A 15391-nucleotide genomic window follows, 5' to 3' on the forward strand; every position below is an offset into this window, starting at 1 on the left:
GTCAGCGGGCGTCCGCACCCAGTGCGTGACGCCCACCGGACGCATCCTCGGCTTCGACACCCACGCTGAAGACCTCGCCCGTCATATCGCCACGGTCGAGCTCGACAATCGCCCGCACCACCTGTTCGGTGGGCACGATCGAGGGAAAACTGTCGGGCGCGATCGCATTCGCCCGCACCCCGAACTCCTCGAATTCGGCCGCGATATGCCGGGTCAGCTGGTTGAGCGCCGCCTTGGACGCCGCGTATAACGCCTGTCCGCCGGGGTACACGCGCGAGCCCGCAATGCTGGAGACGTTCACGATATTGCGATTGCGCGCCCGGTTCTCGGCGCAGGCGTGCACCCAGTCGCGCTGCGCGAGCCGGGCCGACAACCGCAGCGGCACACCCACATTCAGCGCGAAATGCGGTTCGAATTCGTCGAGTGCCGCGTCGCCGTCGACGATGCCGCGCGGCAGGAATCGGCTGTGCGCGGCATTGTTGACCAGCAGATCGACGTGGCCGAACCTGGCCAGCGCGAGATCGACGACGCGCTCTATTTCGCCGTCCTCGGTCAGATCCGCCTTGATCACGAAGATTCGCGAATCATTCTCCGGCACCGGCATTTCCGGTTCGAAGGGGTCGACGAACCATTCGAGCTGCGACGGTGCGGCCGGTGTGCGATTGCGACACACCGCGACGATGTCGTAATCGGTGTACAGGCCACGGCAGAAGACCTCGCCCAGTCCGCCACCGGCTCCGGTCAGCAGACATACCCGGCGTTCAGTGCCACTGCGCAATGCTGTCTCCTCCCCAGCGCCGCACCACATCTTCCTTCGGCCGGTGCAGCCACATCACCACGCTATTGCGCGCGGCGGCGTTATTGCCGACGAAGGTATGCCATGAGCGCGGTGTGCATTCGAATAGCAGCAGCGAATTATCCAACGGCGGAACCGTCAGTGCGGGAACCGGATTCGCGCCCAGATGCGCGTACAGCGCGGTCTCGCCGCCGTCGCCCGGCTGCCAGTCCGGATTGCCGAAATAGAACAGCACCGCCACCGCGCGCACGGTCTCCCGCGCGAAGACGTCCGGCGTGCGTGCGCCGGTCTTCAGATCAACCTCCGGATCCACCGTCGCGATCTCGCCGGGACCGGGCGCCGGACCCTTGAACCAGGCCGGATTCAGATCATTGTGCGGCCACCCCGGCGGGCTGCCCGGCGGATGGTGGTGCACCGATCCCTCGACGTCGCCGGTCGTTGCCACCCCCGCGACGCGGGCGATCAGATCGTGCCACTCCCGGGACAGGAACAGTGCCAGTGGCCCGTCCCGCAGCCCCGCCAGCTGTGTCCCGACCGCACCGTAATCGGCGGCCACCGGCCCGAACGCCTCCGGCCGCTCCCGGCGCACCCGCGCCAGCTCATCGGCCAGCCGCCGGTAGAACTCCGGCACGAACACATCCCTGGCATAGACATGCGGAAACGGCTCGACCCGGCGAATCCAGCGCCGATGCGCGAACAGCTCCGCGAACCACTGCGGCACCGCGGCCACCGCGGACTCGGCTACCCCTGTCAACTTCAATCCCTCCCGAATGACCACAGCGATCCTAACGGCCACGACCGGAATCCGTGTCCCGGCGTGATCGGGGCACCTGGTCCGCGGCGGCGGCGAGCAATTGCGAAGATCGCCTGGTGTTCAACGACCTTCGCGTGTGCTTCATCGGTGATTCGTTCGTCGCGGGTGTCGGCGACCCGCACTGCCTCGGCTGGGTCGGCCGCCTGGCCGCCCAGACCTATGCCGCCGGACAGCCGCTCACCGCGTACAACCTCGGCGTGCGGATGCAGACCTCGACCGAGATCTCGGGCCGCTGGCAGGCCGAATGCGCACCCCGACTTCCGGACGGATCCGATGCCCGCCTGGTCATCTCGTTCGGCGTCAACGACACCACGCTGATCGACGGACAACCCAGGGTCACGCCCGACCGATCGGCGGCCAATCTGACCGAACTACTCGCGCAGGCGGCCGAGCGCGGTCTGCCCGTTCTGATGGTCGCGCCGCCGCCCATCGATGACGCCGAGCAGAATGCCAGGACCGCCGCGCTCGACGAACGTTTCGCCGATATCTGCGCCGCCGCCGCAGTCCCCTACGTGCGCGTCCATCACCAATTGCGCGACAGCGCGGTATGGATGCGCGAAGTGCGCGCGGGCGACGGCGCACATCCCGGCGCGGCCGGTTACGACGAACTGGCGGCGCTGGTCGGCCCGCAGTGGCGAGAGTGGCTGTTCGCTCGGTAATGCTGTCTGAGACAATGATGGCCAATAGAGCATTAGGGCAGGTCAGAGTCGTCTAGATCGGTTCAACCGACGGACATGCGCGCGGCCGTCTCGGCTCGCTTGCGCCGCGCCACCGCCAAGTCGACCGGTGGCGCGCCCTCTTCGGCGGGCCGGACGACCAACTCGTGCAGCGTCGGATGCCAGCGACCGACCTCGTCGCGGAATGGCCCCTCGGTCTCCAACTGGCCGATCGCGCCGATCAGGGTGAGCATCGAGCGCGCGAACGGCGTGTAGTGCGCGGGCATGGTCGCCTGCCGCAGCGCATTGGACAGCCGCGGATTCGTCACCCGCAGTACCTGCTTGCGCAGCCATCGCGTGGTGAACCGATAGGTCGTGTGCTGGAAGGGTTCGATACACGGCACGACCATGTTGAACAGCGCCTCGGCATCGAGTACGCGGCCGGGTTCGCAGAAGCCGTGCCGCCGTGCCGCCGCCTCCAAATCGATTGGGCCGCCGTTGAACAACGCATCGCAGTAGTCGAACGCCCACTCCTCGAACCCCTCGGCAGGCCACGGCGTGCACGCCCCGAAGTCGACGACGCCGAGTCGCCCGTCGGGCAACACCCGGAAATTGCCCGGATGCGGATCGCCATAGAGCAGACCACTGCGGATCCAGCTGGACGCCATGAACCGGACCAGCTGCATACCCACCCGATCGCGCTCGGCGCGCGTCCCGGCGGCGATGATGCGCGGCAGCGGCGTGCCGTCGAGCCATTCGGTAATGAGCACATCGCCGCGCTGTTCGATCACCCGGGGAATGTAGAAATCCGGATCGTCGGCGTAGGCCGCCGCGAACACCCGCTGATATTCGGCCTCGGCCGCATAGTCGAGTTCGTCGAGCACACAGTCGCAGATCGCCTCGGTCACCCCCTTGACGTCGGCGCCCGGCACGAAGACCGTGGCCAGGGTGGAGACGCGGCGCAGCTGATCCAGATCGTTCGCGACCGCCTGCTTACCGCCGGGATACATCACCTTCACCGCGACGGGCGTGCCGTCTTGCCATACCGCGCGATGCACCTGACCCAGCGACGCCGCGGCGGCCCGCCGATCGTCGAATTCCCGGAAGTGCCAGCGCCAGTTCTCCCCCATATTGGCGGCCATCGCCGCGTGCACCGAGCGCGGCAGCATCGCGGGCGCGGAATCCTGCAATTGGCTCAGCGCGATCTTGTACGGCTCGGCGAGTTCGCGCGGCAGCGCGAGTTCGTAAATGGCAAGCAGCTGACCGAGTTTCGTTGCGCAGCCCCTCAGCTCGCCGAGCACCTCGAAGATGTGCTGTGCGGTGCGCATCTGGATTTCGCGATTGACTTCACTGGCCGATCTGCCCAGCGCCCGCTTGCCGACTCCGGCGGCCTGGCGACCCGCGAAGGCGACCGGGAGTGCGGCTAGCTTCGCATTGCGAACTGCGGTGTGAACAGGGGGTCTGCCGTTCGGATCCGCCGCGAAAAGGCGTGCACGTCTAGTAGTCGAACTCTCGGTCGGCCGACCGCTGCCACGCTGAATGGTCATGACTCACCTCACACTGCACGCTGACCAGTGTTACACAGGTGCAGTCTCGCACAGGAGGGCTTAGACTGTCTGGGACGTATTCGGAACCGAGTTGAAAGGTGGCATCTCGTGGGATCCCAGACGGTAGTCGCCGACGTTGCCGATGAGCTGGCACGCCGGGTTGCCGCGGGGGAATATCAGCCGGGGGATTTGATGCCGTCGGTCCGTCAGGTCGCCGAGGAGTTCGATATGAACCGCGCGACCGCACAGCTGACCCTCGGTCGGCTGGAATCGTACGGATTCGTCGAGGCGCGACGCGGCAAGGGGTTCACGATCCGCGATGTCCGTGAGGCGGGCGGCATCGATGTGTATCGGCACCTGTTCCGGTTCTCGGTTCCGATGCCGGATGTGGCCATCGAGATGTTCCGCGACATCGTCGAGGTGGAGCGCGGCATCGTCATGGAGGCGCTGCTCGCCTACACCGGCAGCGAACAGGAGATCGACCCGGCCGAACTCAAGGCCGAGATCGACGAACTGGAATCGCTTGCCCGCCAGAATGTTCCCGACTTCCGCCAGATTCTGGCCATCGAGATCGGACTGGTCCGCCGCTTGCTCACCGCGCTCGGACTGAGCATGCAGCGCGCGATCATGAACTCCATCGGCGAGATGGTGCTCGAGGTGCCCGAGGCCATCGAGGCCTTCTTCGCGGGCGCCGCCGACCTGCATGTGTTGGTGTGGCGTGCGCTGGTCGCGGTGTGGGACTCCGATTCCGGCCCGTCCGATGCGCAGCTCGCGCTGTTCGAGGATCTGTTCGGGCTGTATCACGAGAAGGTGATGGCCCGGTTCGTGGAGTTGCTCGTCCCGGCCGAGGACCACGAGGAAGCGGCGCACGCGGCGACGGCCTGATCGCCCCCGACTTCCTCCCGATTCCACTGTCTGGGCCATTCCTGCCCAACGCCGTTCAACGCTGTGGCGGCGCAGTGAACAGCTCACCGACGTGCGATACGACTGCTCGGTGAGCTGATCACCGCACATCTCTACAACGCGCTATTGAGCTTGTTGAGGCGATCGCACGCCTCCACGTATTCGTTGATCAACCGCGCGATCACGTCGGCGGAGCGCTCCACCTTGTTCATCATGCCGACGACCTGGCCGACCGGGTTGAAGTTCACATCCTTGGCGGCCTCCGGGTAGCGGTGTCCGCGCTTGACGCCGTCCAGCGCCACCATCATCTGCAGCGGCATGGGCAGCGGGTCCGGATTCTCCGGCGCCTCCCAGGCCTCGGTCCAGTCGTTCTTGAGCATGCGGCACGGCTTACCGGTCCAGGACCGCGAACGCACGGTGTCGCTGCTGGCGGCATCGATATAGGTCTGCATCTGCGCGGGCGGCACATTCGCCTCCTCGACGGTCAGCCACAGCGAGCCGGTCCACGCGCCCGCCGCGCCCATCGCCAAGGCCGCGGCGACCTGGCGGCCGTCGCCGATGCCGCCGGCGGCCAGCAGCGGCATATCGCCGATCGCGTCGACCACCTGCGGCCACAGCACCATGGAGGAGATCTCACCGCAGTGCCCGCCGCCCTCGGTGCCCTGGCAGACAACGAAATCCAGGCCGGCGCGCTTGTGGTTGAGCGCGTGTTTCACCGAACCGCACAGCGCGCCGATGAGCCGCCCCGAGCCCTGGATCTGCTCGACCACCTCCGGCGGCGGGGTGCCGAGGGCATTGGCGACCAGCTTGGCCTTTGGGTGGCGCAGGATCACCTCGATCTGCGGCGCGACGGTCGTCGCGGTCCAGCCGAGCAGTTCGTTGTGGTGCTCGCCGTCGGGCAGGTGCGGCACATTGTGGTCGTTGAGGATCTTCTCGGCGAAGTCCCGGTGGCCCTGCGGAACCAGTTCCGCCAGTTTGGCTTCCAGCTGTTCCGGACTCAGATCATCGATGCCCTTGCCCTCGTACTTCGACGGAATGACGAGGTCGACACCGTAGACGCCGTGCACGTGCTCGTCGAGCCAGGCCAGTTCGACCTCGAGTTGTTCGGCGGTGAAGCCGACCGCACCGAGCACGCCGAGACCACCGGCATTGCTGACCGCGGCCGCCACATCGCGGCAATGGGTGAAGGCGAAGATGGGGAATTCGATCCCCAGCCGGTCGCAGATTTCGGTACGCATGGCGTGCTGGTCTCCCTACTCGACCCACAGCCGGAGCGACCGACCGCAGGTGCTGGAACGGGTTACATATTTGGTCGCTGGCCCGAGCCGCCGATTCGACCATCTACCGCGGATATCGCCATGACGCGACGACGGCTTCGTCAACAGGCTCGGGCGCCTGAAGTCGAATGTAACACGTTCTAGTTTTGTAGCGGTAGGTGTTCAGTCCGACGACTGCTCCAGCTCGGCGAGGGAGTTCTCGAGGTGGTCGAGCAAGCTGTGCAGCCGCGGCACGCTGCGGCGGCAGCCGACGAGTCCGAAGTCCAGGTTGTCGCCGTTGGTGGTGAGGGTGATATTGACGGCCTGACCGTCGAACGGGATCGACATCGGGTAGGTCGCGTCCAGCCGCGCGCCATTCCAGTACTGCGGTTCCTTGGGGCCAGGAACATTGGAGATGACGATATTGAACGGCGGGTTGGCCAGTGACAGCATGCCGGGCAGCAGGGTAAGAGCCAGCGGGCTGAGCATCATCCCGGAAAGCGCCATCGTCTGGATGGGCGAGAGCGAGTTGTAGACGTCTTTGCTGCGGCGCATCGATTCGCTCACCACGCGCAGCCGTTCGATCGGATCGGCGATATCGGTGCCGAGGTTGCACAGGATCGCACCGACCTTCACGCCACTGGCCTCGGTGGTGTCCTCATCGGCCCGCAGCGAGACCGGGACCATGGCGATCAATGGCTTATCGGGCAACGCATTCTGTTCGATCAGGTACCCGCGCAGCGCACCTGCCGACATCGCGAGCACCACATCGTTGACGGTGGTGCCGGTGGCCTTCTTGACCTGTTTGACGCGTTCCAGCGGCCAAGACCGAACCGCGCAACGCCGAGCGCCGCCGATCGGCACATTGAACATCGACCGCGGTGCCTCGAACGGCATCGTCAGCTGCTGCTGCACCAGTGCCGCGCGGGCCACCCGCAGCACGGCGGGACCGGAATTCGCCGCCGACAAGAGGTTTCGCGCGATCCCGCCGAGTAGTGAGCCGGACGGTTTGGGCGCGCGCTGCGACCTGGGCAGATTCCACGGCACGCGGGTCTCGTTCGCCGCCGGATCGTTCGTGAGTGTGCGCTGCAGCAGCCGTTGTGCGGTGACGCCATCGATCAGCGCGTGGTGCATCTTCGAGTAGAGGGCGAAGCGGCCGTCGCTCAGTCCTTCCACCACATGGATCTCCCACAGCGGACGGTGCCGGTCGAGCAGCGTGCTGTGCAGGTCGGAGGCCAGCTCGAGCAGTTGATCGAAGCGCCCCGGGCTGGGCAGCGCCGACCGGCGCAGATGGTAGGCGAGTTCGACGTCCTCGGCCTGCGTCCACGCCAACTGCGGTGAGCCGAGCCAATTCACCGGATGCTTGCGGAAGGTGGGGTGGAACTCCTTGTCCGCCAATAACTTCTCGTGGATCATCCGGGCGAAATCGGGTCCGGCGTCCTCCGGCGCTTCGAATAGTTGCAGTGAACCGACGTGCATCGGGTGCTCGCGGGATTCGGCGAGTAGGAATACGGCATCGATCGGAGAAATGAGCTCCATGGTGAGTCGCCCCCTGACGACGGTGTGGTGTGGAGGTCTTTACAACGGAATCGACCACGATGTCGGTAAGGGCTCGCGCAGCCATGTCCCCTGCGCGGTGTTCCCAACCTTACTGAAAAGTACGGATTCCCGTTCGCCGAATCAGGGATCCTTGACCAGCAGCAGGTAGCCCTGGCGGCCACGCTCGCCCGGATCTGGTTCCCGCACCAATCGGGCGGCCGCAGTGAAACCGGCCTGGTCGGCCAGCGTGGCCAGCCGATCCGGCGACCATCGATAGGAGCGAATCACCTTGTGGTCGAACGGTTCCACATCCTGGGCATCGGCAACCTGAAAGGCGAGCAGCGCATGCCCTCCGCTATCGAGTACCCGATGGAACTCCGTCAAGACCGCGGGTATCCGCTCGGGCGGCAGATGGATGAGCGAGTACCACGCGAGGATGCCAGCGAGGGCGGCGTCGCCGATGTCGAGGTGTTCCAGTGAACCTTCGTCGAAGGTCAGGGCCGGATATTGCGCTCGGGCGAGTGCGATCAGTCGCGGTGACAGGTCTATCCCGAAGATGTCCAGACCGAGCCCCGCCAGGTGCGCGGTCAATCGGCCCTCGCCGCACCCGAGGTCGGCCACCCGACCGGAACCGTCGGCCCGGGTCAGTTCCGCGAATATGCCGAGCATGGCGCGGTCGAACGGCTGGGACACGAGATGGTCCTTGACGAAGTCGGCGTAGATGTCCGCGACGTCGTCGTAGGCGGTGCGGGTGCGCGCCACATCGGCGTGATCGGTCCGTGTCACCGGGACATCATGCCCTACTGCCACCCCCATCGAGCTGTTCCGCGACGCTGGATTTCATTGTGCGGCGCGGCGACGGCAGGCGGCCGAGCAGGTGGTCGAAATGCAAGGCGGTATCGCAGGTTCCGAGGACAGCCGTGCCGCCGGCGACGACAAGCACACCGTAGGAGCACATTTCGCCGAAACCCACCGATGTCCACATCGCCGCGGCGAAGGCGATCAGCATCGCGGTCGCGACGCGTGCGGTGAGTTTCGCGGCGATGCCGAGGATCAGGCCGATGGCGATCAGAGTTTCCAGTGCCGTCGCGATGGCGGCCAGGGTCGGCACGGACCAGTCCAGAGCCTGCGGTACCAGGGTTCGGGTGTAGTCGACGAACGCCGAATAGCTACCCCAGGAGACACCTTCGACGCCCGGCGCGCCGAGCAGTCCGAACCGGTCCGCGACCGATCCGGCGAACAAGGCGCCCAACAGGATTCGCACCACGGTATCGACGGCCACGAATCGGGCCGCGGTCACCGTGAGCACCGCGACGCTCGCCAGCACGACCGCGGTGATCGATCCGACCGACCCGTCCGCGAATACCAGCCATCCCACTTCGATCATCAGGGCCAGTACCGAGAACCCGAGGACAACCTGTCTAGTCATGTGCACCATCCGAAAGTAGTAAGGTCCCTGACTAAAGGTACGAAGGAGTTCCAGAATGGTCAAGAGCCTGACTAATCCATTGGCCGATCGGCCGCCGCCGCTCGGGAATCTGCTCGGCGCCGCGGCGCGAACGCTTGCGGCCGAACTGGATGCGGGGTTGGCCGCGGCCGGATTCACCGACCTGCGCGCCGCGCACACGCCGGTATTCCAGGTGATCGATCCCGAGGGCACGCGGCTGATCGACCTCGCCGGTCGGACGGGCATGACCAAACAGGCCATGGGCGAACTCGTGCGGCATCTGGATTCGTGCGGCTATGTCGAGGTGTCGCCCGACCCGACGGACCGGCGGGCGCGGCTGGTGCGGCTGACGCCGCGCGGCTGGTCCGTGCTCGAGGCCGGACTCGATGTGGTCGCGCGATTCGACGCGCACCTCGACGCGATAATCGGTGCGGCCGAGGTGGTCCGGCTGCGCGAGGTGCTGATGAAGATCATCGGCGGTGCGGGTCTGACCTTCAGCGCGGGCGCGACCGAGGCGGTCGAAGTGAAGCGCACCGACTGAGCGCGAGTCAGGCCTGGCTCGATGACTGGGCGACGGGCGTTGCCTCCGGCTGCTCGGCGGTGCGGGTGCGTGCGGTGCCGAGGATCGAGCCGAGGATGACCAGTGGGAAGCCGATGCCCATGCCGATGGTCAGCGGCTCGTCCAGCAGGGTCACGCCGAGCAGGATGGCGACCGCGGGGTTGATGTAGGTGATGACCGTGGCCCGGGCCGGGCCGACCTCGCCGATCAGCGCGAAGAACACCAGGAACGCTGCGGCCGTGCAGATTACGGAGAGGCCGAGCACCGACCACGACGCGTCGGCGGTGAAGTGCGCCGGCCGGCGCAGCGCCGCGAACGGTGCGTAGATCACCGCCGCGAGGATCAGCGATCCGGTGACCACGCCGAGCGGCGGCAGATCGGCGAGTGCGCGGTTGATGATGATGGGGCCGACGGCGTACCCGATGGTGGTCAGCCCGATGGCGCCGATGGCGGCGGGTTCGGTCAGGTCGATATCGAAGCCGACCAGCGCCGCCACACCCGCGAATCCGACGATCAGGCCGATGGTGCGGCGCGCGTCGAAGCGGTCGTGGCCGAGCTTGGTCACGATGACCACCGCGATCAGCGGTACGGCGGCGATCAGCAGGCCGACCGTCGAACTGTTCAGCGTGGTCTCGGCGAAGCCGATGAGCAGCCACGGGCCGGTGATCTCGACCAGGGTGTACAGCAGCAGCGGGCGCCAGCGGCGGAATACCGGTGCCAGCGCCTTGGTGTAGAACGCGATCGGCAGCAGGATCAGCGCGCCCAGGAAGGTCCGGCCGAATGCCACCACGATCGGATCGAAGTCCTCGACCGCGATCCTGATCATCGCGTAGGGCACGCCCCAGATGATGCCCATCGCCAAAAACAGCGCCCAGCCACGCCTGGTCATCGTGGGACCTCCGATCCATTCCTCGCACCGGAGCTTATATGGGTTCATCCCATGATTCGAGGGGAAATTGTGCTGGTCGAGCCACTGGAACCGGGGGCTCGACGGCCGCAGCAGCATCGGTTTCAATCGTCCAGCCGCACAACGGCTTCGGCTTTGGTTGTAGTAACGAGGCCGGTCCGGTTCTCGATCAACTGCCCGGGCCGATGTGCATTCGGCCCGGGACGCAAACGAAGGTGTGGGTGTTGAACCGTCGAACGAAGCGCGTGATGTTGGCGGCGATGTCGGTATTGCTCGGGCTCGCCGCGATTCCCGCGCATGCGGAGCCGGGCACGGGCTCCGCATCGGGCTCGACGCAGCCCGCCATTGTCCTGCCGTCGTCGGTGCAGTCGCCGGACGGCTCCTTCATCGAGAAGGTCGAGGCCAAGGACGCCCGCAACGTTCGGCTCCATATCCACTCCGCCGCAATGAATTCGACCTTCCCGGTCGACGTGCTGCGCCCGAGTGACACCTCGGTGCCGCGCCCGACGCTGTATCTGCTGAACGGCGCGGGCGGTGGGCAGGACGACGCGTCGTGGAAGCGCAATACCGACGCGATGGAGTTCTTGTCGGATAAGAACGTCAATGTGGTCAACGTGATCGGCGGGCACTGGAGCTTCTACGCCGATTGGATCGCGCCGGATCCGGTGCTCGGCAACAACAAATGGGTGACCTTCTTCACCGAGGAACTGCCGCCGCTGATCGATACCGCGCTCGGCACCAATGGCGTCAATGCCATTGCCGGACTGTCGATGGCGGGCACCTCGGTGCTCAACTTCGAGATCGCGAAGCCCGGTCTGTATCGCAGCGTCGCGGTCTACAGCGGCATCGCCCAGACCAGTGACCCGATCGGTCAGCGCATGGTCAAGGTGACCGTAGAGACCTATGGCGGCGGCGACACCCGGAATATGTGGGGCCCGGCCGACAGTCCGCTCTGGGCCGCCAACGATCCCATCATCAACGCCGAAAAACTGCGTGGACCAAACCTTTTCGTCTCCACCGGCAATGGCATCCCCGGCGTCTACGACCAGCCGGGCGGCAAGTTCCGGCTGGAGAAGCCCGAGGACAACGCGCAGACGGTCGCGGTCGGCGCGGCGATCGAGGCCGGGGTCAATTGGTCGACGCACAATCTGCAGAACCGGCTCGACCAGCTCGGTATCCCGGCCACATTCGTCTACCGAGACAGCGGCACCCACTCCTGGGGCTACTGGCAGGAAGATCTGCACACCTCCTGGCCGGTGCTCGCGCAGGGTCTGTACTCCGCTCCATAACTCCTGCGAATGGCTCGGTCGCGGCGGTCTTCGCTATCCGGGCGGCTTGGCCGCGACGACGTCGGTGTACTCGATGGACGGCGGCTTCGGGGGTGGCCGCATCCAGCACGCCGAGATAGTCGTCGAGGTGGACCTGCCGCCCCGCCTCGTCCAGGAATGCGTCGACAACGTCGATCGGCCGATATCCGCACCCACCTCGCGACCTGCGCACCGCGGGCCGAGACGCACTGGTACAGAAGATCGCCGCCATTCGCACCGCGGAACTACCCGCCGACGCCGACGCTCACGCGCTGGCGAACTTCTATGGCGCTGTCCTGCCAGGAATGTCGGCGCAAGCCCGCGACGGAGCCAGCCGAGCCGAGCTACGCGAGATCGCCGCGGCCGCCCTGCGGGCCTGGCCGCACGGTACGGGCGGCCGCGACGTCTCGATCCTCGCCGAACACCAGGGGTGACCTACCGAGCGGTAGTGGTGGTCGGCGCCGCGGATTGCGTTGTCGTGGTGGTCGATTCGGTGGTGGTCGGCTTCGTGGTCTGAGTGGTGGTGGTCGGAGCCGGTGGCGTGGTCGTCACCTGAGGTGTGACGGCCGCGCTCGATGTCGTGGACGGCGGTATCGACGCGCTGACATCGGTCTTCGCGGGGGACGTGCTGGTGGTCGTCGTCGGCGTGGTTGTCGGCGACGTGGTTGTGGTCTTGGTCGGTTCCGTCGTCTTGCTCGTCGAGGTCGCCGCTTGGTAGGCGGCGGCGAGATCGGCTGGCTGCGGCTTGGCACTCGTATCGACCGGCTGACCCGCCTGCGCCTGCTGCGCCAGATGGGTGAGCCAGGCGGCCGCGTACTCGGCGGAGGTCAGCGGCTTACCGTCGGCGGCGTCACGCCAGTAGTCGAAGTGGTGACCGGTCGCGTTCGGTCCGAGGGTGAGCTGGTACGGATCGCTCATGATCACGGGGATCGTGTTCTGGTTCGTCACGATGAGACCGATGATCTCGTTGAAGATCTTCTGCGGAAGGTAGGCCAGCGGCGACATATCGTTGGTCGCGATCGAGTCCGCCTGCGCCGGGGCCTTCGGCGTCTGACCCGGTTTGTATGCCGGATCCGACACTCTCAGCAGCACCTGGAGAAAGGTTTCGTTGCTCTGCATCCAGTTCGGCTGCGACTGAATATCGGCGAACGCCGCCAGCGCGATCCGGCCGAGGGTAACCGCGACGTCCTGACCGGTCGCCGGGGTGAGCCCGTCGCGTTCGAGTGCGTCCACATTCAACTGCCGACCCACATTGACCACCAACTGCAGCAGCGAAATATTCTGCGGCGCCGAACAAGTGAGATCGCCATCGGAGCAGAACGACGCGATCTTGCCGTTCAGCGCGCCGAAGTCACCGCTGGTGCCCGGCAGCGCACCCTGGCCGGGTACCGGTTTCGTGCCGTTCTGATATTGCTGGTCGAAGCCGTCGGGATGGCTGTACGGATCCTTCGCGCCGGGGAACGGCCCGTCGCCCGCCGAACGTCCGGCGTCGGCGAGGATGACGACACCGACGACATCGGCCGGATCGACGATCCCGTAGCCACCGTTCTGATCGGGCGTCTGATGTCCGACCGTCATGGCGACGCGGCGCACGACATCGGCGCCCTCGCTGTATCCGACGATCGAGAACTTGGTGTCCGGGCAGGCCTGGCTGATCTCCCGCATCACCTGTTCGGTATTCGCGACACCGGCATTGACGGCGTCTTCGTAGGTGGCCATATTCGCCGGATACGCGATGTAGACGGCGGCATACGAGCCGGGAGGGACGTCGTCGGCCGGTGCGTTGACGACGGGGTCGACCCACTCACTGTGATAGTCATCCGACAGCGCGGCGGGCAATTCCGCACCATTGGCCCCGACCAGCAGCTTCGTGGTGCCCTCGACCGGAGTGTCACGACGCCCGGCCACCGAGATGGTCACCATGTCGTGACATTCCGTCACGGATGCCCTGAGCTGCGTATCCACGGTTTGTGATGTCGATGTCAGGGCCCACGTCGCGGCGACGATCGCCACTATCCCCAACGTAGCTGGCGCGACAACGGCCGAAGCGATCCGATGGCGCGCGAAGAACTCCCGAAGAGCCATGTCCCGGTCCCCAATCCATAACCGACAAGTGGACGGACAGGCCCCCCGACAGGCCATATGTCACGAGGCATGTCGGAGTTCGGGATGTGATCGTTACCGCGCAGAGTTGTGACCACTACGACACGCCGGGGCGTAGTCGTTTTTCAGCCACGCGCCATATCGACGAACCGAGACAGATGCAACTGGTGGGCGACTGTGATTGTCGCCGTCGGGCCATTACGGTGCTTACCGACGATCAAGTCTGCCTCGCCGCCGCGCGGGTCGTCCCGTTCGAACGCGTCCGGGCGGTGCAACAGAATGACCATATCCGCATCCTGTTCGAGCGATCCGGATTCGCGCAGGTCGGACACCATGGGGCGCTTATCGGTTCGCTGTTCGGGACCACGGTTCAGCTGACTGATCGCGATTACCGGGACCTCGAGTTCCTTGGCGAGGAGTTTCAGGTTTCGCGAGAAATCCGAGACTTCCTGCTGTCGGGATTCGACCTTTTTACCCGAGGTCATCAGCTGGAGGTAGTCCACCACAACGAGTTTCAGGTCATGGCGTTGCTTCAACCGCCGCGCCTTGGCGCGAATCTCCATCATGGTCAAGTTGGGGGAGTCGTCGACGAACAGCGGTGCCTCGCTGATCTCGCTCATGCGGCGAGCGAGTTTGGTCCAGTCGTCGTCGCTCATGCGGCCCGAACGCATATCGCCCAGCTTGATTTTCGCCTCGGCCGAGAGTAGCCGCATCACGATTTCCGTGCGGCTCATCTCGAGCGAGAAGATGACGCTCGCCAAGCCGTGCTTGATCGAGCAGCTGCGCATGAAATCCATTCCGAGCGTGGATTTCCCGACGCCGGGGCGGGCGGCGACGATGATCATTTGGCCGGGGTGCAGGCCGTTGGTGAGTTCGTCGAGTTCGGTGAAGCCGGTGGGGACGCCGAGGGAGATGCCGCCGCGGGAGGCGATGGAGTCGATTTCGTCCATCGTGGGCTGGAGCAGTTCCTCGAGCGGGAGGAAGTCTTCGGTGGTGCGGCGTTCGGTGACCTCGTAGACCTCGGCCTGGGCGCGGTCGACGACCTCGGCGATGTCCTGGCCGTCCGCGCCCGCGTAGCCGTATTGGACGATGCGGGTGCCCGCTTCGACGAGGCGGCGCAGGATCGCCTTCTCCGCGACGATTTCGGCGTAGTAACCGGCATTGGCGGCGGTGGGGACGGTTTGGGTGAGGGTGACGAGATAGGGCGGACCGCCGATGCGCTTGAGTTCGCCGCGGCGGTCGAGACCGGCGGAGACGGTGACCGGGTCGGCGGGTTCGCCGCGGCCGTAGAGATCGAGGATGGTGTCGTAGACCGCTTGGTGGGCCGGGCGGTAGAAATCGCCGGGGCGCAGCACCTCGACGACGTCGGCGATCGCGTCCTTGCTCAGCAGCATGCCGCCGAGGACGGATTGCTCGGCCGCCATATCGTGTGGCGGCTGCCTGCCGAAGTCCTCGCCGGGCGGTTCGGGCGGATAGTCCGTATGCCCGCGGTCATCGGTGGTGGTCACCAGACTCGACCGTCCTCTCTCGCCACTTTGCAGGCCGCCCGAAAACGCC

15 protein-coding genes are annotated in these 15391 nt (G+C 65.9%); 5 read left to right on the top strand and 10 right to left on the bottom strand.

What is annotated here, in order from left to right; translation table 11 throughout:
- Position 1: 1 nt before the first annotated feature.
- On the bottom strand, positions 2-778 hold the full coding sequence (locus ACHQ4I_RS03220) for an SDR family NAD(P)-dependent oxidoreductase (RefSeq protein ID WP_420770117.1): 777 nt from the start codon (positions 776-778) through the stop codon (positions 2-4).
- Positions 762-1550, bottom strand: a complete 789-nt coding sequence (locus ACHQ4I_RS03225; protein ID WP_420770118.1) for a 2OG-Fe(II) oxygenase family protein — start codon at positions 1548-1550, stop codon at positions 762-764. Before ACHQ4I_RS03225 ends, ACHQ4I_RS03220 begins: the two co-directional genes overlap by 17 nt.
- A gap of 116 nt (positions 1551-1666) precedes the next feature.
- Between ACHQ4I_RS03225 and ACHQ4I_RS03230 the strand changes: the two genes are divergently transcribed.
- Positions 1667-2269, top strand: a complete 603-nt coding sequence (locus ACHQ4I_RS03230) for a DUF459 domain-containing protein (RefSeq protein WP_420770119.1) — start codon at positions 1667-1669, stop codon at positions 2267-2269.
- Positions 2270-2331: 62 nt separating this feature from the next.
- Here ACHQ4I_RS03230 and ACHQ4I_RS03235 read toward each other — a convergent pair whose 3' ends face one another.
- Positions 2332-3813 carry an ABC1 kinase family protein gene (locus tag ACHQ4I_RS03235; protein ID WP_420770120.1) on the bottom strand — a complete coding sequence of 494 codons (1482 nt, stop codon included), beginning with the start codon at positions 3811-3813 and terminating at the stop codon, positions 2332-2334.
- Between the two features lie 108 nt (positions 3814-3921).
- On the opposite strand from ACHQ4I_RS03235, the gene ACHQ4I_RS03240 reads away from it, so the two are divergent.
- A complete protein-coding gene (locus ACHQ4I_RS03240; protein ID WP_420770121.1) occupies positions 3922-4698 on the top strand; it encodes a GntR family transcriptional regulator in 777 nt (258 codons plus the stop codon).
- A 131-nt stretch (positions 4699-4829) separates the two neighbouring features.
- On the opposite strand, the gene ACHQ4I_RS03245 is transcribed toward ACHQ4I_RS03240, so the two are convergent.
- The 4 genes from ACHQ4I_RS03245 to ACHQ4I_RS03260 all read right to left on the bottom strand — a co-directional run bounded on the left by ACHQ4I_RS03245 (position 4830) and on the right by ACHQ4I_RS03260 (position 8940).
- On the bottom strand, positions 4830-5954 hold the full coding sequence (locus ACHQ4I_RS03245) for an NAD(P)H-dependent flavin oxidoreductase (RefSeq protein WP_420770122.1): 1125 nt from the start codon (positions 5952-5954) through the stop codon (positions 4830-4832).
- Between the two features lie 201 nt (positions 5955-6155).
- Positions 6156-7511 (bottom strand): WS/DGAT/MGAT family O-acyltransferase, encoded by a 1356-nt coding sequence (locus ACHQ4I_RS03250; protein WP_420770123.1) that lies wholly within the window; start codon positions 7509-7511, stop codon positions 6156-6158.
- Positions 7512-7652: 141 nt separating this feature from the next.
- On the bottom strand, positions 7653-8297 hold the full coding sequence (locus ACHQ4I_RS03255) for a class I SAM-dependent DNA methyltransferase (protein ID WP_420770124.1): 645 nt from the start codon (positions 8295-8297) through the stop codon (positions 7653-7655).
- Positions 8298-8304: 7 nt separating this feature from the next.
- Positions 8305-8940 carry a hypothetical protein gene (locus ACHQ4I_RS03260; protein ID WP_420770125.1) on the bottom strand — a complete coding sequence of 212 codons (636 nt, stop codon included), beginning with the start codon at positions 8938-8940 and terminating at the stop codon, positions 8305-8307.
- A gap of 55 nt (positions 8941-8995) precedes the next feature.
- Between ACHQ4I_RS03260 and ACHQ4I_RS03265 the strand changes: the two genes are divergently transcribed.
- On the top strand, positions 8996-9499 hold the full coding sequence (locus ACHQ4I_RS03265; RefSeq protein ID WP_420770126.1) for a MarR family winged helix-turn-helix transcriptional regulator: 504 nt from the start codon (positions 8996-8998) through the stop codon (positions 9497-9499).
- A gap of 7 nt (positions 9500-9506) precedes the next feature.
- Here the strand turns inward: ACHQ4I_RS03265 and ACHQ4I_RS03270 are convergent, their stop codons facing one another.
- A complete protein-coding gene (locus ACHQ4I_RS03270) occupies positions 9507-10406 on the bottom strand; it encodes a DMT family transporter (protein WP_420770127.1) in 900 nt (299 codons plus the stop codon).
- Between the two features lie 266 nt (positions 10407-10672).
- Between ACHQ4I_RS03270 and ACHQ4I_RS03275 the strand changes: the two genes are divergently transcribed.
- Both ACHQ4I_RS03275 and ACHQ4I_RS03280 read left to right on the top strand, forming a co-directional pair.
- Positions 10673-11713, top strand: coding sequence for an alpha/beta hydrolase (locus tag ACHQ4I_RS03275; RefSeq protein WP_420770188.1), 1041 nt, complete (start codon positions 10673-10675; stop codon positions 11711-11713).
- Positions 11714-12036: 323 nt separating this feature from the next.
- Positions 12037-12165 carry a hypothetical protein gene (locus tag ACHQ4I_RS03280; protein ID WP_420770128.1) on the top strand — a complete coding sequence of 43 codons (129 nt, stop codon included), beginning with the start codon at positions 12037-12039 and terminating at the stop codon, positions 12163-12165.
- A gap of 1 nt (position 12166) precedes the next feature.
- Here ACHQ4I_RS03280 and ACHQ4I_RS03285 read toward each other — a convergent pair whose 3' ends face one another.
- Together ACHQ4I_RS03285 and dnaB are read right to left on the bottom strand one after the other, a co-directional pair.
- Positions 12167-13816 carry a cutinase family protein gene (locus tag ACHQ4I_RS03285; protein WP_420770129.1) on the bottom strand — a complete coding sequence of 550 codons (1650 nt, stop codon included), beginning with the start codon at positions 13814-13816 and terminating at the stop codon, positions 12167-12169.
- Positions 13817-13959: 143 nt separating this feature from the next.
- Positions 13960-15342 (bottom strand): replicative DNA helicase, encoded by a 1383-nt coding sequence (gene dnaB / locus ACHQ4I_RS03290; RefSeq protein WP_397042906.1) that lies wholly within the window; start codon positions 15340-15342, stop codon positions 13960-13962.
- Positions 15343-15391 lie beyond the last annotated feature (49 nt).

Origin of the sequence: Nocardia nepalensis (assembly GCF_048910785.1) — a bacterium.
In the GTDB taxonomy this organism is placed as follows: Bacteria; Actinomycetota; Actinomycetes; order Mycobacteriales; family Mycobacteriaceae; genus Nocardia; species Nocardia nepalensis.